Here is a 20021-nt window from a genome sequence, read left to right on the forward strand (position 1 = left end):
AGGTCAGGGTGGATACACCGTATTGTGAGCGGTATTCAACAGACAGTTTGCCGGCTTTGCCTTTTTGGTGGTGATGACGATCACACCGTTGGAACCACGGGAACCGTAGATGGCTTTGGCAGAGGCATCTTTTAATACGGTAACTGATTCAATATCGCCGGGATTGAGTGATTGAAAATAGCCGGCTTCAATGGGTACTCCATCCATGACGTACAGGGCAGAGCTGGTGCCGCCGATGGACCCTACCCCCGCAATACAACGTTGGCGCTGGTGCCGGGCTGGCCGGACACAGACGATATGGACAAGCCAGGTACGCGGCCTTGCAGGGCCTGCTCAAAAGTAGCTGCGGGCACATCGTTGATCTTATCGCCGCCGATGGTAGTAGCCGCCGATACTGATTTGCTCCTGTTGTAATTGGTATAACCAGTCACCACGACTTCGTTGAGGTTAACGGCGGACAGCTTGAGGCTTACATTGATGGTAGACTGGCCATTGATGTTTATTTTCTGTTCCTGGTAACCTACGAGTGAAAACTCCAGTGTTTTAGCATTGTCGGGCACATCGAGGGTATACTCGCCTGCTGCATTGGTGAGGGTGCCCAGGGAACTGCCGGCAACCAATACTGATACGCCCACCAGGATGGTATTGTCGGGACCGGTTACTTTACCCTTGATGGTTTTATCGGGTGCGGGTTTCTTTTCGGTAGAGAAGATCACCACCAGGTTGTCTTCTTTCAGGGTATAATTGAGTGGCAGACCGGTAAAGGCTTGTGATAACACCTGATCGAGACTGGCGCTGCGTACGGTAATGTCGATCTTTTATCATCGGGTAAGGTACCGGTGTGGTATACAAACCGGTAAAGGGTTTGCTTCTCTACTTCATTGAGCAGGTGTTTAAGGGAAGCTTTGCGGAGTTGCAGGTTGATCCTTTCCTGGGCAAAGGTTTTGGCCTGCACCTGCATGCCTACGCATACCAATAAAATGAGGATATGCTTCATAAAAACAAGAGTTGCCTGCCTGGAAAGAGCCGGGGTCTTCCTGTGAAGCCAATAGCAGTCTTCATAATGTTAGTTGGTTTTCAGTGATCAATACGTTGTCTTTTCTTTTATTTGCTGATGATGATTTTTTCTTTTTCGACCTGGAAATTAAAAGGATAAGATAGTTGCAGTGCTTCCAGTGCTTTCACTACGGTTTCGCTTTCAAAGGTGCCGGAGTAACGGTAGGTTTTTACGGTGTCATCGGCAAAGGCGATCCCGATGCCATACCATTGCTGCAATTTGGCGGCAATGGCTACCAGTGGTTCGTCTTCTATTTTAAGTCTGTTGCGTATCCAGGCAATTTCTTTGGCTTTGTGGTTGGAAGGGTCAACGGTCATGGGTACAATGCGGAAAGGATCTTTATCAGGTGCAGGTGCTTTCGCAGCTACTTCATTGTTATACACCAGTTTCATACTGGGGTAAGAATTACTTTTGACCGGGATGGTCATTTATGGTTACGACTACTTTGCCCCTGAATAAGGCAGTTTCGGTATGTGCATTGGCCGGATAAGCGCTCACATTGAAGGCGGTGCCCAATACTTCTATTTTGAGCTCTTTGGCATGTACAATAAAGGGACGGTTTTGCTGATGGGTAACATCGAAGAAAGCTTCGCCCGACAAGGTGAGCTCGCGGTTGGCGGTATTGAAATGGTGGGTCAGGGTAATGCTGCTATTGCTGCGCAGGGTTACTACGGACCCATCGGGCAAAACCACGGTTTTGCGGGGCTCACTGCCCGAACTTAGGACAGTAGGTTGTTGGGTAATAGTGGCTACCTGCTCCTGGGGAGGCAGGGTGGCAGCGGGCCTGAATAAGAAATGGCCTGCCAGCACCAATACGAATACAGCGGCTGCGGCGGCTATATATTTGAAGCGAACGCTAATGGATCTTGTTGGTGGAGCGGGTTGAGCGATTGGCTCCTGCTGGAGGGCCTGCTTTAGGAGGTCAAACCGGTTGATGCCGTCTTTTAATTGGTGTAATTGGGTGGGCAGGTGGCCCTGGTTGGCATTGAGGATGAAAATGACCTGTTTGGCTTCATCGGCCAGGGGCGCCAACTCCGGGTTGTTGTTGATCCAGGTGGTCCAGGTTTGGATGGCCTGGGGATCATAACCCAGGCAATAATGCTGGAAGGAAACGTCGCAAATGAGGTCCTCAACGGTGTAGTTTGGTTTGTGCATCGGCCTGCCCTTTATTATACAGAGGGCGGGAGGATGATTTTTTCCCGGGTATTTTTAAACTATTTTAAAACTTTCGTTGTGTAGTTACGCGATTGAGGCAGATTGGGCAATGAAGGTGGAGAAGACAGCAGTGGGGAAGCCGGGAATGTCCGAAAGACGGGAAGACAGGAAGTCGGAAAGTCCGGAAGTTTGATGTAGGAGGTTGAGATCGCGGATTACACGAACTCCAGAACTGGCTAAAGTATGTAGCACAGACAATTGTCCTGGCGTGCTTTCCGCAAAGCGGACCTAGTAGTGCCTGGAAATAGTTATGATTTTACGTTAGGCGGCCAGTCCCCGAGGAGGCTTCAGTAGTTTGGCCTGCATTTTACGCCAGTGTTCTTCCTGTTCTTCCTGTTCTTTATAGCGGCCTTTGAGGCGTTGCTCTTCGAGCCATATCAGTTGCTTTTCGCGGGCTATGCGTTTGCGCTCCCTTTCCAGGAGTTCGGCGGTATTGTCATAACTGCTTTTCCAATGGTTGCGGCCAATGAGGCGGCGATAGCGGCAACGTTTGGGATTGCTGTCGCGGTGTTTGAGCCGGGTTTTATAGTCCTTCGGTCTTTTGACGGGTTGTTGTTTGCGGCCTGTTTCGAACTTAATGCCGGTAGCTTGCTGGTAGAGTACCCAATACTCTACATAGGTCTTCCAAAGATAATCATAGGCTTCCTGTGGCGTAGCTTCCTGGTTGAGCATGTTGATGGCTTCACCGGTGAAGTCGCGGTACATCCAGAACTGCCGCCAGTGGAGGGGCAGGTCGCTGTAAATAGAGGAGGCAATTTTGGAAGCTACGGCCAACCGGTTGGCATAGAACCTGGTTTTGGCAAAGGCGGGGTGTTTGAGTACCTTCTCGCGGGTAAGGCGGCTTTTCTTGCGCACAAAGTAGCGACCCTCCATCTTGTAGAAGGTGAGGTCGTCCCAAGTGCATTCAAGAAATATAGGTCCCATTACTTTGGCCATAACTGATTGGATTGCTTAATAAATTTACAGCCTATTTTTGGAATGCTGGGATATAGGTGACCAAAATGGCTAAAATGGCCGGTTTTGAGAACAGCTTCGAGCTATGAGCTGCGAGCTGTGAGCGAATACAGGTTGCTGTGTAGGGAGGAAGACTAAGGGTTGGTAGGAAGGGGGTGTTGGGGTATGGGAGTGGGCTTTGTGATTACATTATTGATTATTAGTTATTTATTATTGCCTTTGCGGGTAATGACGAATTGAGGATATGTGAATATTTAGGAAAATGCGCCTTTACCCACAAGGATAAGGCTGGGATGAGACAAGGGTTAGGCTTGGGGAAGTCCGGAAAGTCAGGAAAGTCCGAAAGACCGTCTCCTGATAGCTATCGGGAAGCCATCAAGGATAAGGCTGGGATGAGACAAGGGTTAGGCTTGGGGAAGTCGGGGAAGTCGGGAAAGTCGGGAAAGTCTGAAAGACCGTTCCGATAGCTATCGGGAAGCCATCAAGGATAAGGCTGGGATGAGACAAGGGTTAGGCTTGGGGAAGTCCGGAAAGTCGGGAAAGTCTGAAAGACCGTTCCGATAGCTATCGGGAAGCCATCTGGACTAAGGGTGATATTTATGAAAATGCGCCTTTACTATGGGAGCGGTACGGGAGGACTATGGGTTAAGGTGGGGAGAGCCGCCAGGGAGGTGCGGAAGAATTGCTGATTACGCGGATTGGAATGGATGACGCAGATTTAGGCGGATTGGGCAGAAATTCAATAATCGGTTACATTACAAGCTCCCTCGGTCTGGAGCGTAAAAAAAGCTCTCCCAGCATACTTGTGGTAGTTGGGGTCAATTATTTTCAACAATCTCTCTAAATTTCAAAAGCAGAAACTCTAGCTTACTACAATCTCCGCTTGCTTTGTATTGTTTATTATTAATTTTATAAAAATACCAATCATCTTCACCATTCTCCACAGTTCCACCCTCAAGTTCAATAGATTCTAATTTTGTAAATGCTAAATCAATTGTAATGTACCATCCAGGGTTATCAATTGTATTAATGGTTATTCCATATTCATGTTCCCTTTCACTATCGCAATGCGATTCATACCATTCCTGAAGCCATGTCAGAATACCTTTTTCCATATATATTTAGTTTTGGGGTTGGGGTTTAATCCGGTTTCCTCTTCTTCCTATTCTTTTGTAAGTGTACCTATTAAAAAAAAAGGTTAGGAATAAATAGACAATCATTTTCCATGTGTAACTTTTAATATTGTACTGTTACTCTTACGTATTTCGATATATGCCACTCCTCCCGAATAATTGGGTTTCAAAGCTCCTTCAACTATCCAAATAGAATCCTTTATCAAATGAACTTTGTAAGGCTTTTGTTTTAATACATCATCTCCATATATGGGCAACCAAATTGCTTCGGCAATTTTTTTGCAGTTAACTCATCCGGAACATCACTAAACTGCTTCTCCTGCTTTTCCTTGCCGTTGTATTCATACTTATTATCCTGCTTGCCGATGGCTTTGGAACTAACCCCCGCCATGGTGAGCCCAAAAGATAATAATGCGTTTCCCCGGTGATGGGACCGGTATAGTGCTGCACCACCAGGTAATCAAAGAACATCCCGACAGTGCCTGTCGGAACAAGCTATCCCAATTCTGGGTTTCGTTGCTGAGGTATACATAAAAATATCCGTTTGGGGCGATATTTACAATACCCGGCGAAAGGGTATTGATGGCATCAGGGCCTTGTACCGCTTGTGCTCCACTACTGGCAGTTACATATTTTAATTGTTCATCAAGTAGTATCCAGTTAAATCACCTTCAGTACCAGGGCCGGCCCTACCTTTGGACCACTGCCACCGACCCTGGCCACGAGAGTATCGGGACTTATGGCAGAAGATGGGTAAGCCGCTTCCATGGTAGCCATGTACTTTGTGGTGTCGGTTTGTTCGGTGAGCACCATGCGCACATTGCCCAGGTGGCCTTTGAGGAAATAGTCATGCTGAGGCCTATTTCTCCAATCAATGGTTTTCTTATGAAGTATTGCAAGTCTTATATGTGATTCCAAAAGATCTCCAATAAATATGCAGATCACCCAGGCACAAGCAGGCATCCCAACAGCCACCACACTACATTGCGCAAAGGAACTAAGGTGTGATACCTTTTCGTTTTCGTTTTCGTGGCAAGGGAAAGTTGTCATCTCTTTGCAGGCAAAGGTGAGCCGCTCTGCAGCGCTGCTCCGGCCAAGCTGCAGAGCGACGCACCTTTAAGAGGCAGCTTGCGCCAGGGTGTGAACAGCTACTTCAGCACTTTCCGCAATACCTGGATAGCGTTATAGATTGTATTGTAAGCGGTTTTAATACTTTGGGAGGTTTGGGCTGCTACCTGCTCATAATTGAGGCCTTCAAAAAACATAAGACGGATGAGTTCCTTTTGTTTGGGTGTGAGTTGCTCCATGGCCCTGTATAGTTTTTGTCTCAACTCCTCATCATGCTGCACCCGGATAATAATTTCTTCATAAGGCAGCTCTTCATGATCTTCTTTGGTAGAGAGACGACTAATGGCTGCATCGGTTTTGGAATGATACTCCAGCTTGTCGAGCAGCATCCTGCGCAGGGAGGTGAACAGGTAAGCGCGTACATGGGTAACGGCATTGAGCCGGGTATGCTTATCCCACAACTGAAAGAAAAGTTGGGTAACGCAATCTTTTACGAGCTCATCGTTAGCGGTGATCTTTAATCCAAAGCGCACGAGGTGGAAGTAGGTGCTATTGTACAATTCAAAAGGCCTTGTTTGTCGCCCTTTCGCAACTGTTCCCAATAATACCTGTGCTGCTCTTCCTCATTCATGCCGGAAATTAGTAAGTTTTCTTTGAGATAGATCAAATAGTTGGCTTTAGCACCCCGGTTCCCAACCATTGGGAGGCATCCGTTCGTCAGGAAAAGAGCGGTAATAGCTTATCCTGTTGACGCGCACTTTATCATTTCCTTATGAAAATAATAAAGGTAAAATCTACATATTAGCCGCATAAATAACCCCATGACCAACAACTGCTGTGCCCTGTTGATCCTATTGCTTTGCACGCAACCGCTGGCAGCTCAGTTCTATACCGTCCGTGGCAAGGTTACTAACAATAAGCTGGAACCGCTGGGGTATGCCAGTATCCAGGTAAAAGAATTGCAAAAGGGTACGCTTTCGCAGGCCGATGGCAGTTACGAATTAAAGTTGGAAGAAGGCAAGTACGACCTGGTGATCAGCATGGTTGGCTTTACCAGCAGGATCATAACGATGGTGGTGAATAAGAACACTGTCCAAAACTTCATACTGGACCCCAGCGACAATAATGGCTTAACTGAAGTAACGGTAAAAGCAAAATACAAGGACAGGGCCGAAGAATTTATCCGCCAGGTGATCCGGCACAAGGACAGTATCCTGGCAGCCCCGGGCGCTTATTCCTGCGACATCTACATCAGGGCGCTACGCAAGGATTCAATGGCCGAAAAAATAAAAAGATCAAACCCGGCAGTACGGTGCAGCAGTTGCTGCACCGTGAGTTGAATAAGTTATCGATGACGGAGATCTCGCTACGCTATGATCAATCGCTATCGCAACAGGTACATGAAGAAAGGCAGGGGGTTAGCAAGCGGGGAACACCGGAAGGCTTGTTTTATTTATCGGCTTCGGAAGGGGATTTTAATCTATATAAGAACCTGCTCCAATCACGCACGCTTTCAACGATCCCTTTTATATCGCCTGTGAGCTACAGTGGACTGGTGGCCTACCGGTATAAAACGCTCAGTACAGAAAAGAAAAATGGGCAAAAAGTATTTACGGTCAGTTTCAAGCCCCGCCAGCTGAGCAATGCTACGATGGAGGGTCAATTGAAATAGCCGATAGTAGCTGGGTGATCTTGTCGGCCACTTTTCGGATGCCGCGCTATCATTTGCCGGAATATGATTTCTTTGAAGTAGACCAACAATATGAGTGTGTACATGATACGGCCTGGATGATCACCCGGCAATCTTTTAGGTATCACTCCAGGCATGGCAAAGGAAAGGTGTCGGGACAAACGATTGTCAACTATCACCACTTTAGTCTGAACAAACAATTTCCCAAAGGTTACTTTGGCAATGAAGTAAGTGCTACCACGCAGGAAGCTTATCAGCGGGACAGTACTTACTGGCAGCAAACGCGTACAGAGCCGCTTACCGCGCAGGAGATACAGTTCATCCGGTACAAGGACAGTGTGTACAATGCTACGCATACCAAGAGGTATCTTGACTCCATCGACAGGATGACCAATAAAATCACCTGGAAAAAGATCGGCATCCTGGGCCAGGAATTGTATAACCGGGAAAAAGAAAGAACCTGGGTATTGCCCACTGTATTGGGGTTATACCAGCCTTTGGAGTTTGGCGGCACACGCATCAACCCCACGCTGGGTTATTATAAAACCTTTAAGTCGAAAAACGGTTCAGTTCTATGCCAATATCAGTTACGGACTGCGCAACAAAGATATCAATGGCAGTATCAACGCATCGCATCTATACAATCCCTTCAACCGTGGTTTTGTACGCGTTGCGGTGGGCCGCGAGTTCCAGGCCATCTTCGCCGGTGATGCCTGGATCAATCAGTTGAAGCGCAGTAATGTGTTTCTCGATCACCCGGTCAGTGTAGGACATGGATTGGAATTGGTGAATGGACTTTTCCTGTACAGTGATATTGATTTCGCTTACCGTCGTTCAGTGAGTGATTACAAGACCAATCCGCAACTAGACAGTTTATTTGGCAATGTGCTGAAGGATAACCAGGCCATCGCCTTCGCGTCGTACAATGCCTTGTATGGTAAAGTAAAACTGGCCTACACCCCAGGGCAGCGTTATATCCGTGAGCCAAGGCAGAAGATCATCCTGGGATCGGCCTGGCCTACTTTTTATGGGCTGTGGCGTAAGGGCATCAAGGGGCCCTTTAACAGTAAGGTGGATTTTGACTACCTGGAATTTGGTTTGGAACAACAAGTAAAGCTGGGGATTACTGGCATATCCTCTTACACCTTGTTGAGTGGTAGTTTTCTCAACCGGAAGGACCTGCGGCTGGTAGATTATAAATTCCAACGGCGTGGCGATCCACTGTTATTCTCTAACCCCCATGAAGCCTTTCAATCGCTGGATTCTACCTTCCCGGTATTCAACCGTTTTTACCAGGCGCATTACCTGCATGAGTTCAATGGCTTTCTTTTAAACAAGGTACCGCTGTTGAAAAGCTGGAACTGCGCGAAGTAGCCGGCGCCGGTTTCCTCATAGCGCCAGAACGCAAGTTGCATTATGGCGAAATATTTGCCGGAGTAGAACGGGTATTCAAATGGCCTTTTGCACCGCTGGCCAAATTCAAAGTAGGTATATATGTAGTTGGCTCGGCTGCCAATCAATTCCGGAATCCGGTGCAGTTCAAGATCGGAGTAACGAGTTGGGACCGGATCAGGAACAAATGGCGATGAGGGTCTTTTGAGTCCGGGGTCGGAAAGTCCGAAAGTCCGGAAAGTCGGAAAGACGGGAAGAAAAGGCTTTAGGCTTTTGTCACGGTTCTGTAGCCGGAGGCTACGAAATACCCTCACTCGCCAGAGGCGAGCGAGTGAAGCAATACCCTCATCCCGCCATTCGGCGGGAAGGCGAGCGAGTGAGGGGGCATCAGAGGTGACACCTTTCGCTTGCGTAGAAAACGAAAGGTGTCACCTCTATTGACAAATGGCGGTAGGCGCCTTTTGAGTCCGGGAGTCGGGAAGTCCGGAAGTCGGAAAGAAAAGGCTTTAGGCTTCTGTCTCGGTTCTGTAGCCGGAGGCTACACTACTTATCGTTCCCCAATAATTCTTCGAACTTACGGTGCAACTTCGGTCCATCGGATGGCCTGGGGGCATGGGTGGTGACGATAACGCCTTTTTATTGATGAGGGCATAGGTAGGAAAAGCATCGATCTGGTAATTGCCCATGAACAGTTTGCTGGCATCTACATCCAGAAAATAATGTTCGCCTGGCAACTTCTTTTCTTTGACCAGTTTTTCCAATACACGATATCGTCCTGTGCACAGATATTGACAAACACAATTCCCTTGTTTTTGTAAAGCTGGTGCAGGGCGGGAGCATATTTCATTTCCTTCAGGCAGGGGCCGCACCAGGTAGCATATACATCGAGGTAAATGACCTTGCCGGGATATTTTTTTGTCAGGTATTGGAGTATACCGGTGCGGGGTACGGCTTGTTCTTTACGGGATGCAGTCAAATAATACATACCGGAAATGGGGAGTACGGCAAAGTTGGATGAATGGGCACGTTGCATACTGCTGGTTAAATAATCATAATACAGTGATGTAGTAAAGCAGCTGGGTATTTCGGGTAATTCACTCAATAGGGCTGGTGATTTGAGGCCGAGGCCCGAAAGAAATGAATAGAGCATATAATCGCGGCTGATGGTAGCTGGTTGTTTTAACAGGATGGCTGCCCCTACCCTGGCCGCTGTCTGGTATTGTTCCTTCGCTTTCGCCTGTTGCACCAGGCTATCGCTGCCGGTAATCCACTGGGCATACCAGCCCAGGTGATAAGCAAATAGCATGGTTTGAAAATTAGCCGCATTGTGCATATCAAACAGGGTGTCACTGAACAGGTTAATGCGGGCCTGTTTTTCAGCAGGCGCCAGGGTATCATATACATAATCGGTGAGGTAGTTTGAAATAGCATACAACAGGTCGCGCCGGATGAAATTAATCACCAGGGTATCTAACTGGTTGTTGATGGCATAGGAATTGAAGCTGGCCACCTTGTTGTTGTAATCTTCTTTAATAGCCAATAGCATAGCAGGAGCCGGCAAACGCCAGTCATACTTTTTATTGGGCAGGCCCATGATAAAGTGATGGGCCTTGTTGAGCTGGGTACTTAAGTGGGCATGATCGCCGGAAATGGTGAGCCAGGCAAAGTTTGGTTGGTTTAGCCTGGCAGCATCAATAGACAGGTGTACGGAATCGCCGGGCACTACATACAAGTTGATAAAAACATCATTGTACCGTACGGTCATGTTTTGGGCAAAGAGCATTTCACCCCGTACCAACAGGGTGCCTTTTTTATTCAGTTGGGCCCTGGGTGATTGTTTAAAAAAGGGGTTCACAAAATGAACGGCCAATACGGTAGGTGTGCTATCGGTAACATGTACTACGCCTGCTGTTATGGTTACTGGTTTGGGATGGGGGTCTGGGCCCAGGCAGCAGACATAGCAATGACGGCTACCATGCATAATGATAGATACTTCATAGAAGAACAATTAATAAATGAAGGAAATTATTTCAATAACAGGATGAGCTATTGGTAGCCGGAGGCTACGCAATAGCCTCACTCGCCAGAGGCGAGCGAGTGCTGTCTGAAGGGTGCGCCGCCCTGAGAGGGCGACCCACCCTTCAGCCGGTTTCGACAAGCTCAACAAGACAGCATGTTTCGACAGGTTCCTTTAGATGAAAGGTGAGTCACCCTGCAGCCCGGCAAAGCAGCGCGGCAGGGTGGCCCACCTTCGACAAGACTGAAAGGTCGACAGGCTCCTGACAGACGTTTGCTTAAGTAAATGACATGGGAAACTATTTATACTTACAACAGCCGGTTGAGGGCTTGTTTTATGGATTCCATATTTTGCCGGGATATGGGTACCCTGGCGCCGTCTTCCATCAGTAAGGCGCCACCATCTTCGCGTAGCAGGCTTTTCACATACTTCAAATTGACCAGGTGTGATTGATGGATGCGGTAAAAATCATAAGACTTCAACAGCTCTGCAAATTCTTTCAGGGTTTTACTTACCAGGATACTTTCACCGCTACTCAAATAAAACCGGGTATAATTGTTCGATGCCTCGCAACGTATTATTTCACTCACTTTTACATAGCGCGTTTCATGCAAGGTAGGCAAGGCAATACGGGGCATATCGATACCCACCTGCCTGATATACTGCAACAGGTTTTCCAGGTTGCTGTTCTGTTGCCTGGCCGCTATTTTTTGCCGTGCCTTGTCAACAGCCTGTTGCAGTTCACGGATATCAATGGGTTTCAACAGGTAATCGAGGGCGGAGAATTTTACGGCTTGTATGCCGTAATGGTCATAAGCGGTAATGAAGATCACTTCAAAATTGATTGAGTCGATGGCTTTCAGCACATCGAAACCCGTACGATCATGGAGTTGGATATCCAGGAATAATAATTGGGGCGATGTGTACGGATGGCCTGCACAGCTTGATCCACGGTAGTAGCTGTACCTACAATCTGTATACCGGTACACCAATTGGCCAGGAGGCCTTGCAGGTTCTCCAGGTTATTGGGTTCATCCTCTATGATCACGGCATTGATTGGCATGGTTATATCCAATTGGTTAAAGTAAGTGTAATGGTAGTATTGCCTGGTTTTGAATCTATGTGCAGGGAAGCTGGCTGGTCTTTATACACCTGGTTGATGAGGTCAATCCTTTCGCGGCTAAGCTTCAAACCAAATGAACCAGGTTTAGTATCGGGGGCTCATTATTAAAACCCGGCCCATTGTCATGTATGGTAAACACCAGGTTGTGTTCCTGCTGCTGTACTTCAACGGTGATGAAGCCCTTTTCCCGCAGGCTGGCCATGCCATGTTTTACTGCATTTTCAATAAAGGGCTGCAATAGCATGGAAGGTATTTCGCTATTGGCCTGATTTATATTGGGGGCTACCTGCAAGCGGTATTGAAAGGCAAACCTTAGTTGTTCCATTTCGAGGTAATCGCTGGCTATTTTGAGTTCATCTTCCAGGCTGATCAATTCGCGCTCACTGGTGTTGAGTACCTGGCGGGTCAAGGCGGCAAATTTGGCCAGGTAATGGTTGGCTTCCAGGAGTTGGTGTTTGTTCATGAGGTTTTGGATGGAGCCCAGGGCATTGAACATAAAATGGGGATTCAGTTGAGAGCGGATGCTTCTTAGGGTAAGCTGTACCTTACTGCGTTGTTGTGCCGCCTGGCGAACCAGTCGCCTGGTATACTGCCGGTACGCAGCAAATACCAGGGCAATCAGCACCAGCGCACCTGCTATCCAAGGCCAAACCTGTTTGAGGGTAAGGGGCTTACGGACTGGTGAGGGTAAAACCTCGAATGGTATGGTGATCATACTGGCTTCTTTCCATACGGGTATCCTTGCCTGTGGTTCTACACGCAGTTCATATCGACCGGGTTGATGGTATTTGTTTTTATCGAGTACCACCTGTCCCATTTCACTCATCAACTCAAGGGTGAGTGTATCTTTTTACCTGCCCTATCTCTGAGCAAGTAAGCTGCATAAGCCACGGTTGGCCGTTTTTCAAACTGGATGATTAGTCGCTCTATGCTGTCTTGCGGAAAAGTAAAATCGAGGGGCACACCGGTTTGTGCATCAAACCGGGTAGCATATTGCCGGTTACGGGCCAGGTAGGCCAGGTTGAAATAGTCGCGGCGCATGTCTATGGTAATATGTTCCAATACAGGTTTCAGGTTGGTGCGCCAATCGAAGATCACGCCATCGCGGATGCTGTAATCCTTGCGGTTGGCCACCTCTACCATGATCATATTGCCGGGCGACTGGAATGTACCCAGCGCCGCATAGGGTTGCCTGGCTCCATAGTGTTGCTCCAATTTGGTGACGGGGCTCCAGGGCACCAGTTCCACGCTATCGTTCATCACCACATGGTATTGGTATTGGGCTTTATTGGTGGCGGTAATCCCCATCGCTATCAGGATGGCTGCTGAGCTATCGGCAATCCGGTAGCTGGTATATGTTTTACTGATGGAATGAACAATATTGGCATTGTACCTGGTGAGTTGGGGATTCAGTTTAATACCCAGTAGCAAGGGGCTTTTTGGTGTATTATTTACCACGCCCTCCTTTGGCCCCGCCTGTAGTTTATCAAAGATGCTGTACAAGGCAGTATCGCTGATGAGGGTATATACGGGTTCTTTTACCTGGGCACGGGTAGTAATGGTGAACAGCTCGAACAGAAAATGATTGCCAAAGGAGGTCCCCTTGTCTTGCGCACCGGCAGACAACGATCCCGCCATAGCCAGGCAAAAGCTAGCTATCCATTGTTTATAACTGTTATGGTGGCTATTTGGTGTCATGCTCTAATAAGTTATCCCAATCAATGATCGCCTGGCAAAACTGGTTGAAATTGGGCATACCAACAAAGGGTGTTGAGGATTAAGCAGGAATGGCCTAGTATCTGGAAAAGAAAAGTTCCACCGGGAGGGGTGAAACTTTCTAAAATAGTTATCATGCTGAACGACCTGGCCTTATTTAGCGGGTGTGATCACAATTTTCCTGAATTCAATAGGGCCATGATCGCCCTGGATATAAATAGGCCCTGGCTCGCCTTCATTGCTGTCTAAGGCGCCGCCGGTAATGCCGGGTATTTCCTGGTTGCTGATCACTGTTTTACCATTCACCACCACGGTCACCATACGACCCACCAGGGTAATATCATAGGTTTGCCACTGATCGGGACCCAGGGAAGCAATTTCGCTGGGGGCCAGGAAACCATATACACCACTGAATAAGTGGGCAGAAGGATGATCGGTAGCAGGATTGTCTTCTATCTGCACTTCATGACGGCCTCTTAAATATACGCCGCTATTGCTGCCTTTCTGGAACCTGAACTCTACATGCAATTTAAAATCGGTAAAAGTTTGATCAGAGATCAGGTTGGCGCCTGAACGGGGACTGGTTAAAATACCATCTCTTACTTCCCATTGGTTTTGACCCAGGGCTTTCCAGCCGGTGAGGTCTTTGCCATTGAACAGGTTGATGGCCTTACCCCATGCGGGGGCGGAGGCTCTAAGCAAGTAAGGGGCTTTTACGCCGGTCCAGTTGTATTTTTTTCCTTCGGGCGTTACAACAGTTCCCTGAATGCCAGAGGCGGTTACTTCACCTTCCAGTACCAGGTCCTGGTTGCCCCGCTCCCATTGGGGAGGAATGGCAAAACTAAACTTACCATTGTCAAAGTTTACTTTGGATACAGGGCGGGCGCTGCCGCTAACACTTACAAAATAACCCACCAGGGTGCGGTTGCCACTCAGTTTTACTTCCAGCCAGGAGGGAACGGGTTTTCCATCCCTGTCGATGGTAATATCCCAACGGCCAATAAGGTCCTTGGGTTCGGCAACAGGTTGTATGTGCACATGACTAATGGAAGCTGATGGTGTTGCGAGGGTACTGGCCGGCCCGCTTACCAGGAGGCAGCTCATCCCCAACAAAAAAAGGTTCTTATGCATAGGTTTTCATTATGTGGGAGTAAATATACAAAACCCAGTCGGGTACCAAGCATTGCAGGAACAAGCAGTGGTTGGATGGTTATTAAGGAACAGCAGGCGCCAGTAGCCATTGATAAGGAGGTTTATCAGGAATGCGCAGGATCACCCTGGTGGCTTCCAGGTCGAGCTTTACGCCTTCCATGTACCACTCAATGGCTCCTTCAAATTGTACGTTGCGTTTCTTAAAATCAGCCAGGATGGCTTCCAGCAAGGGAGTATGTTGCAAGGGGCCTTTTTCAACGCTTTCAGGATGGCTTTGCGGATTGTATCATATTTATCCTTGTCAATGCGGGCCAGTTTTTTGCCTTTGGGATGGAGTAATTGTATTTTTCACCCATAACGCAGTATTTAACCTGTTAAAGGTAGCCCAATTTTTGCATGCGGCCCCATTGGCTCACTCATTCCTGTGAATGGCTAACTGGCGCTTTCCCTGCGCAGCTTATTCCAAATTTTGCCCAAAATATCCCGGCTATGAAATCAGGCATCATCCGCCATATGCTTACCTATTTGCTGATCCTTCCAGCCTTAGCTGGGTGTAAAAAGGAAGGAACCCAGGGGCCTCCGGGCCCGGCAGGCAATGCCAATGTAAAAGGCGATACTATTAGGCTAATCAATAGCAATTGGTTGTATCCTGGTCAATGGGCACTGCAAACAGGGGGAGGAGCTATCACGTATTATTCAACCCGCTATGCGGACATAGCTACGGACCTCATTACTGCAGACATTATTAAGCGGGGATCGGTGGAAGTGTTTTTTAAACCCAACAACGATAGCTGGACTAACCTGCCCTATAGCTTCCTGGGTGCATTTCCTGCTATTAACCACCATTTCATGTATGAATTTAAAGCGGGCAATATCCGCCTGCATTATTACTGGTCTGCCGGGCCCACCACACCTGTACCTACGGGCTTGAATACGTATGTGATACCAGGATTCACGTTCAAGTATGTGGTAACAGCAGGCAATTAATTAAACTTACACTCAGGACAGGGCGCTACCCTAAGCACAGCAACGCCGTTAAAAGAATATATCTACATAATCCACGGCATGAGCGCCGCCGGCACAATTGTCCATTTCCTGCAAACGCCAGTATTTGCGCGCGCCTTTTGCCAGGAAATGGTAAGTACCAGTACGGTCGCAAACTTTTCCTTCGTAGATATGGCTTATCTTGGTAAGGATGGTACCATCGAAGGTCAGTTCACGTGGCGATACCACTTTCAGGGTACCGTGAATGCTTACAAAATCAGTTCCTTCCCCTCTTTGTTCTCCCTGTATGGAATAGGTACTGTCTGTTTTTTTGGTGATCTGCACTTTGCCAGGATTTTCCCAGCCAATCCATTGAAGGGTAAAATTGTGTGCTCCTTCACGCATTTTAAAAGGAAGTGTCTCTTTGCTTTGCTGCGCGTAAGTAGATGAAAAACCTGCCAGAACAAAGCAACAAACGAGGAGCCAATGCAAACGATTCATGTTTGTGTGTTTTTGAAGAGATAAGCTACGATGTCGTTGAATTCAGTAACAAATGACACGCTCCTTTAGACTACAGTTTAAGTCTGTAGCCTGAGGCTACAAAATAGGCGTCACCAGCCAGAGGCTGGCGACTGAAGAACCAGGGTGAGCCGCTCTTGGAGAGCGACCCACCCTTAAGTCGGCTTTCCGCCCGTCGGCGAGACTCTGCCTGACAGTCGACAAGGCGGACAGTCTACTACTACAGAGTAACTAGTTAATTCAACGACATCAATGAACGGCGCTAAGGTATAAAAACTACACCAGGGTGTTCTACTGGTTTACAGGTAGGGCTTCAAAATACCGGCCCACACTTTATACCCTTCGGCTTTGAGGTGCAGTCCATCCATGGTGAGGTTCTTATCCAGTTTGCCTTCTGCATCCTGGAATGCTTTGTTCAATTCAATGCAGGTTACCTTTTCTTCAGCCGCTATTTTGCGGATGCCTTCATTTACGGCAGCGATGTGCTCGTCTTTATTGTAATGATTTTTGAATTGGGTGAAGGTATTGTTTACGGGCAGCAGGGTTTGTACATAGATCCTGGTGCGGGGTGAAGCCTGTTTGATGGTTTGCACGATCTTCCGGTAATTGGCGATAATAATACTGTCGGGGGTATTGTGCTGTATATCGTTGATGCCGATGAGGAGGAATACTTTGTCGGGCTGACCTTCTGTTACTTCATCGAGGCGGGCGAGGATGCCATAGGTAATATCGCCAGAGATACCGCGGTTGCGGGCATTGGGATTGGCCAGCAGCTCGGCCCAGTCGGTACCAGCGGTAATGCTGTTGCCCAGGAAAATAATATCTTTTGTTGAATTGGGATAGGCTCTGAATTGAGCGGTTTTCACGGCATAAGCACCGGGGCGATAATCAGGATTGGCCGTGGCAGACGATGTTTGGGCCAGGGACGATTGACAACAAGCAAGGCTTAGCAAACTGGCAAAGATGACAAACTTCATATAACTGGTTTGGTTTGGGTGACCAAGTTAGTTAAATCCGGATTATTATGTAGAACATATTTACGGTTACCTGATTGAAAAATAAAAGGCAAAGCAGGCGCCTTGCTTGTTGGCCTCAATAACGCCAGTTATCTTTGCGGCCCCTAAGTCGCCGTATGTTATTATATCTATCCTTGTTGGGTTTGTTGATGTCGCTCCTGTTGCTGTACTTTAACGGCAGGCGATTTCAATCGAGTATTTACCTGGGGTATTCTTTTTCCTGGTCAGTGTGTATGGGCTTAGCCATTATATATTTGTTTATGCCCGTTCGCCATTCTGGATTGCGGTCTTTTATGTGCACTCAACCTTTCTTGCTTACCTCACGGGCCCCATGGCTTACTTTTATGTACGCAGTCTGATCCGCGACAATACGCAACTAAGCGGGAAGGATGTAATTCACTTCCTGCCTGCGCTGATCCACGTATTAATATCCCTTCCTTACTGGGTATTGCCATTTTCTGAAAAGCTGGGGATAGGCGCGGCCATTGCGAATAATATCAATTATGTATTTGTACACAAGGCGAATCTATTTACTGAGCTGACAGGCGCCAATATGGTGATGTACCTGAGCCGCCCCCTGCTGGCTGTGATCTACGCTTTTGTTTCTATTGTGATCTGGCGAAGGCACTTGCGCAGGATCAGGCTATCGCCGCTGACAACACAACGCCGGGTGATCAAAAAATGGGTGGCCTGCTTTCTTTCTTTCCAGTTGTTGCTGTTCCTGGGTTTTGCCATTGCGCTGTTGCAGGGGCAGCGGCCGGATATTTTCTTTCACCTGCTCAATGCCCGAACGCTGCAAGTGATGGTTGCTTTTTCGATGGTGGGATTACTGCTGGCCCCTTTCCTGTTTCCGCAGGTATTGTATGGATTGCCTGATTTTGACAGCAGGCCCGCATTCAAGGAAGAAAATGAAATACGGTTACCTGCCCGCACGCTTATTTCCAGCGATCCGCTTCAATCAATAACGGTTGAACCTGTTTTATCACACAATACTGTGGCCGATAAAATAGAACTTGTAGGGGAGGTACACACACCTGTTACTGAAGTCATCCTGCCTACTGATGTTGCGGATACGGTTGTGGAAGGTACGGGTATGGCAATGACAGCCGACCTATCGCCCAAAATGCAATTGGAGCTTCCCTACCTGGATGCCCTGGCCAAAGAGGTAGATCGTTATATGGAAAAAGAACAGCCCTATTTGGCGCCTGCCTTTAATATGCTGAAACTGGCTTATATGATCAATGTGCCTGCCCACCACCTGGGTTATTTGTTCCGCGAGCACAAACAGGTAACCTTTAATGACTACCGCAACAGTTACCGCATTGGTTATGCACAGGAGTTGATCGCAGCCGGATTAAGCAATGAACTGACGCTGGAAGCAATTGGACTAAAAGCGGGTTTCGCTTCGCGTTCTGCTTTCTTTAAATCGTTTAAAAAAGTAACGGGGCTGTCGCCCAGCGAATTTATCAGCCACAGGCAGGCATAGCAAGCCCCACTTGTCTTTTACCTTGTGTCATTTTTGAAAAATGGCACAAACCTCGCCCTGTATTACCACCAATTTCCACGCGGCCTGACTAGGTTTGCTTCCTGCAAAAGCAAACATCCATTCCTAATATTGACCATCCAAAATCATCGTTATGAAACTGCTCCTGCACCATCTTACGCCACCTGCCTGTTAAGGTGTTTTACCAGTCACAAGAGCCGAGACGCTCCTTCTGCATTCAATACCTATAAATAATATATATGACTTGTTATCTACACAGATCACGACATTCTTTAGGTACGCATTCCTTTTTCTTATGGCTGCTGGTTGCAGCATCTTTCTTATTATCGCTGCCCACATCGGCACAATCGCTTGTACTTCCCTATAACTGGCATATCAACGGCGAGGTGAGGGCCATGGAACAAGATGGCAATAATTTATACCTGGGTGGCATGTTTACGATGATCGGTCCGCTCTATGAAAGGGCGCAAACCTTTAATACGACTACAGGGACGGCCCAATGGTCGCACAATATGGGCGTGAATGGCGATATCCGTGTTTCGATACCTGATGGAGCTGGAGGTTGGTATATAGGTGGTGGTTTTACCTCGGTTCTTGGACAAACGCGGAACTGCCTGGCACGTATCAATGCGGATGGCACGCTGCACAGTTGGAATCCCGATGTGTCTTCTTCCTCTGCCTATATCTATGCACTGGCCCTGAATGGCTCTGCGGTATATGTAGGGGGCAATTTTTCTACGATCGGTGGTGTTAGCCGCAACAATTTTGCCGCCGTGGACGCCAGTACAGGCACGGTAGGCAGCCTGGACCTTAATGCCAATAGCAGTGTAAGGGCCTTCCTGGTGCAGGGTACTGTATTGTATATCGGGGGTGGTTTACCTCCATCGGCGGTGCTACGCGCAACCGCATTGCCTCCATTGACCTTACTACAGGCACCCCTATGACCTGGGACCCCAATGCTGATGGGGCGGTGAATACATTTGCGCTCAATGGCGCTACGCTTTATGTTGGCGGTGATTATACTTTTATCAGCGGCAATACGCGCCGGCGGGCAGCTGGCTACGATGTGACTACCGGCCTATTAAGCACCTGGAATCCCAATGCAAATGGATCGGTATACAGCATAGTGCCCAGCGGTACCAATGTATTTCTTGGCGGATCATTTGCTTCGCTGGCCGGTACTTCACGTCCATATATGGCGCAGGTGAACAATACCACAGGTGCGCTTACGGCCTGGGCGCCGGGCGGCAGCCTTAATATAGGAGGTATATTCAGTATGGCGATATCAGGCACCAATATATATGCTGCGGGGGCCTATAATGCAGCGGCCGATGGTAGTTTTGCCCGCTATGGCGCAGCATCGTTTGCAGTAAGCAATGGGGCCCTGCAAACCTGGAATCCCATGGCATCCGGCCGGGTATACACCATAAATATTTCCGGCACTACCACTTTCCTGGGGGTGATTATACGGTAGCCAATGG

The 20021-nt window shown here is 48.0% G+C and carries 27 protein-coding genes and 3 pseudogenes; 8 read left to right on the forward strand and 22 right to left on the reverse strand.

Annotation, left to right across the window (positions count from 1 at the left end):
• Positions 1 to 3: 3 nt before the first annotated feature.
• The 11 genes and pseudogenes from RS881_RS33805 to RS881_RS33850 all read right to left on the reverse strand — a co-directional run bounded on the left by RS881_RS33805 (position 4) and on the right by RS881_RS33850 (position 6029).
• Positions 4 to 153, reverse strand: coding sequence for a hypothetical protein (locus RS881_RS33805; protein ID WP_350340275.1), 150 nt, complete (start codon positions 151 to 153; stop codon positions 4 to 6).
• Positions 142 to 779, reverse strand: a pseudogene (locus RS881_RS33810) (carboxypeptidase-like regulatory domain-containing protein); the annotation flags it as partial. The gene RS881_RS33805 and the pseudogene RS881_RS33810, both read right to left, overlap by 12 nt.
• Positions 734 to 997: a hypothetical protein gene (locus tag RS881_RS33815; RefSeq protein ID WP_315814781.1), complete on the reverse strand. Its 264-nt coding sequence runs from the start codon at positions 995 to 997 to the stop codon at positions 734 to 736. The pseudogene RS881_RS33810 and the gene RS881_RS33815, both read right to left, overlap by 46 nt.
• A 107-nt stretch (positions 998 to 1104) precedes the next feature.
• On the reverse strand, positions 1105 to 1449 hold the full coding sequence (locus RS881_RS33820; protein WP_315814782.1) for a FecR domain-containing protein: 345 nt from the start codon (positions 1447 to 1449) through the stop codon (positions 1105 to 1107).
• Between the two features lie 13 nt (positions 1450 to 1462).
• Positions 1463 to 2212: a FecR family protein gene (locus RS881_RS33825; RefSeq protein ID WP_315814783.1), complete on the reverse strand. Its 750-nt coding sequence runs from the start codon at positions 2210 to 2212 to the stop codon at positions 1463 to 1465.
• Positions 2213 to 2533: 321 nt separating this feature from the next.
• Complete coding sequence (locus RS881_RS33830; RefSeq protein ID WP_315814784.1) at positions 2534 to 3208, reverse strand: hypothetical protein; 675 nt, start codon at positions 3206 to 3208, stop codon at positions 2534 to 2536.
• An 836-nt stretch (positions 3209 to 4044) separates the two neighbouring features.
• The gene (locus tag RS881_RS33835; protein WP_315814785.1) at positions 4045 to 4341 is read right to left on the reverse strand and encodes an immunity 53 family protein; all 297 of its coding nucleotides are present in this window, start codon (positions 4339 to 4341) and stop codon (positions 4045 to 4047) included.
• Positions 4342 to 4442: 101 nt separating this feature from the next.
• On the reverse strand, positions 4443 to 4616 hold the full coding sequence (locus tag RS881_RS60280; RefSeq protein WP_350339976.1) for an NTF2 fold immunity protein: 174 nt from the start codon (positions 4614 to 4616) through the stop codon (positions 4443 to 4445).
• Positions 4589 to 4750, reverse strand: a complete 162-nt coding sequence (locus RS881_RS33840) for a hypothetical protein (RefSeq protein WP_315814786.1) — start codon at positions 4748 to 4750, stop codon at positions 4589 to 4591. Before RS881_RS33840 ends, RS881_RS60280 begins: the two co-directional genes overlap by 28 nt.
• Before the next feature lie 269 nt (positions 4751 to 5019).
• Positions 5020 to 5409: a hypothetical protein gene (locus RS881_RS33845; protein ID WP_315814787.1), complete on the reverse strand. Its 390-nt coding sequence runs from the start codon at positions 5407 to 5409 to the stop codon at positions 5020 to 5022.
• 98 nt (positions 5410 to 5507) lie between these two features.
• Positions 5508 to 6029 (reverse strand): RNA polymerase sigma factor, encoded by a 522-nt coding sequence (locus RS881_RS33850; protein WP_315814788.1) that lies wholly within the window; start codon positions 6027 to 6029, stop codon positions 5508 to 5510.
• Positions 6030 to 6248: 219 nt separating this feature from the next.
• Here RS881_RS33850 and RS881_RS33855 point away from each other — a divergent pair, with 219 nt between their 5' ends.
• The 4 genes and pseudogenes from RS881_RS33855 (at position 6249) to RS881_RS33870 (ending at position 8706) form a co-directional block, all read left to right on the forward strand.
• Positions 6249 to 6767: a carboxypeptidase-like regulatory domain-containing protein gene (locus RS881_RS33855; protein WP_315814789.1), complete on the forward strand. Its 519-nt coding sequence runs from the start codon at positions 6249 to 6251 to the stop codon at positions 6765 to 6767.
• A gap of 11 nt (positions 6768 to 6778) precedes the next feature.
• A pseudogene (locus RS881_RS33860) lies at positions 6779 to 7827 on the forward strand (DUF5686 family protein).
• Positions 7727 to 8491, forward strand: coding sequence for a DUF5686 family C-terminal domain-containing protein (locus RS881_RS33865; protein ID WP_315824696.1), 765 nt, complete (start codon positions 7727 to 7729; stop codon positions 8489 to 8491). The pseudogene RS881_RS33860 and the gene RS881_RS33865 overlap by 101 nt, the downstream one beginning before the upstream one ends.
• A gap of 35 nt (positions 8492 to 8526) precedes the next feature.
• Positions 8527 to 8706, forward strand: a complete 180-nt coding sequence (locus RS881_RS33870; RefSeq protein WP_315814790.1) for a hypothetical protein — start codon at positions 8527 to 8529, stop codon at positions 8704 to 8706.
• Between the two features lie 309 nt (positions 8707 to 9015).
• Here RS881_RS33870 and RS881_RS33875 read toward each other — a convergent pair whose 3' ends face one another.
• The 9 genes and pseudogenes from RS881_RS33875 to RS881_RS61840 form a co-directional block, all read right to left on the reverse strand.
• A complete protein-coding gene (locus RS881_RS33875; RefSeq protein ID WP_315814791.1) occupies positions 9016 to 9243 on the reverse strand; it encodes a hypothetical protein in 228 nt (75 codons plus the stop codon).
• On the reverse strand, positions 9213 to 10517 hold the full coding sequence (locus tag RS881_RS33880) for a TlpA family protein disulfide reductase (RefSeq protein ID WP_315814792.1): 1305 nt from the start codon (positions 10515 to 10517) through the stop codon (positions 9213 to 9215). The genes RS881_RS33875 and RS881_RS33880 overlap by 31 nt, the downstream gene beginning before the upstream one ends.
• A 317-nt stretch (positions 10518 to 10834) precedes the next feature.
• Positions 10835 to 11392 (reverse strand): LytR/AlgR family response regulator transcription factor, encoded by a 558-nt coding sequence (locus RS881_RS33885; RefSeq protein WP_315814793.1) that lies wholly within the window; start codon positions 11390 to 11392, stop codon positions 10835 to 10837.
• Positions 11386 to 11589 carry a hypothetical protein gene (locus tag RS881_RS33890; protein ID WP_315814794.1) on the reverse strand — a complete coding sequence of 68 codons (204 nt, stop codon included), beginning with the start codon at positions 11587 to 11589 and terminating at the stop codon, positions 11386 to 11388. Before RS881_RS33890 ends, RS881_RS33885 begins: the two co-directional genes overlap by 7 nt.
• 2 nt (positions 11590 to 11591) lie before the next feature.
• Entirely contained in the window at positions 11592 to 11717 is a 126-nt protein-coding gene (locus tag RS881_RS33895; RefSeq protein ID WP_315814795.1) for a hypothetical protein, read from the reverse strand.
• The gene (locus RS881_RS33900) at positions 11714 to 12475 is read right to left on the reverse strand and encodes a sensor histidine kinase (RefSeq protein ID WP_315814796.1); all 762 of its coding nucleotides are present in this window, start codon (positions 12473 to 12475) and stop codon (positions 11714 to 11716) included. Before RS881_RS33900 ends, RS881_RS33895 begins: the two co-directional genes overlap by 4 nt.
• Positions 12475 to 13347, reverse strand: a complete 873-nt coding sequence (locus tag RS881_RS33905; RefSeq protein WP_315814797.1) for a 2-oxoacid:acceptor oxidoreductase family protein — start codon at positions 13345 to 13347, stop codon at positions 12475 to 12477. Before RS881_RS33905 ends, RS881_RS33900 begins: the two co-directional genes overlap by 1 nt.
• Before the next feature lie 171 nt (positions 13348 to 13518).
• On the reverse strand, positions 13519 to 14496 hold the full coding sequence (locus RS881_RS33910) for a 3-keto-disaccharide hydrolase (protein ID WP_315814798.1): 978 nt from the start codon (positions 14494 to 14496) through the stop codon (positions 13519 to 13521).
• Between the two features lie 82 nt (positions 14497 to 14578).
• Positions 14579 to 14862, reverse strand: a pseudogene (locus RS881_RS61840) (DUF6958 family protein).
• A 144-nt stretch (positions 14863 to 15006) separates the two neighbouring features.
• On the opposite strand from RS881_RS61840, the gene RS881_RS33920 reads away from it, so the two are divergent.
• Positions 15007 to 15504 (forward strand): hypothetical protein, encoded by a 498-nt coding sequence (locus tag RS881_RS33920; protein ID WP_315814800.1) that lies wholly within the window; start codon positions 15007 to 15009, stop codon positions 15502 to 15504.
• Positions 15505 to 15552: 48 nt separating this feature from the next.
• Here RS881_RS33920 and RS881_RS33925 read toward each other — a convergent pair whose 3' ends face one another.
• Positions 15553 to 16002, reverse strand: a complete 450-nt coding sequence (locus tag RS881_RS33925; protein WP_315814801.1) for a hypothetical protein — start codon at positions 16000 to 16002, stop codon at positions 15553 to 15555.
• 317 nt (positions 16003 to 16319) lie between these two features.
• On the reverse strand, positions 16320 to 16997 hold the full coding sequence (locus tag RS881_RS33930) for a GDSL-type esterase/lipase family protein (protein ID WP_315814802.1): 678 nt from the start codon (positions 16995 to 16997) through the stop codon (positions 16320 to 16322).
• A gap of 334 nt (positions 16998 to 17331) precedes the next feature.
• On the opposite strand from RS881_RS33930, the gene RS881_RS33935 reads away from it, so the two are divergent.
• The 3 genes from RS881_RS33935 (at position 17332) to RS881_RS33945 (ending at position 20014) form a co-directional block, all read left to right on the forward strand.
• On the forward strand, positions 17332 to 18522 hold the full coding sequence (locus RS881_RS33935; RefSeq protein ID WP_315814803.1) for a helix-turn-helix domain-containing protein: 1191 nt from the start codon (positions 17332 to 17334) through the stop codon (positions 18520 to 18522).
• A gap of 257 nt (positions 18523 to 18779) precedes the next feature.
• Positions 18780 to 19484, forward strand: coding sequence for a hypothetical protein (locus tag RS881_RS33940; protein ID WP_315814804.1), 705 nt, complete (start codon positions 18780 to 18782; stop codon positions 19482 to 19484).
• Positions 19481 to 20014, forward strand: a complete 534-nt coding sequence (locus tag RS881_RS33945; protein ID WP_315814805.1) for a hypothetical protein — start codon at positions 19481 to 19483, stop codon at positions 20012 to 20014. The genes RS881_RS33940 and RS881_RS33945 overlap by 4 nt, the downstream gene beginning before the upstream one ends.
• Positions 20015 to 20021: the final 7 nt, after the last annotated feature.

This window comes from Paraflavitalea speifideaquila (genome assembly GCF_032395985.1).
GTDB classification, from domain to species: domain Bacteria; phylum Bacteroidota; class Bacteroidia; order Chitinophagales; family Chitinophagaceae; genus Paraflavitalea; species Paraflavitalea speifideaquila.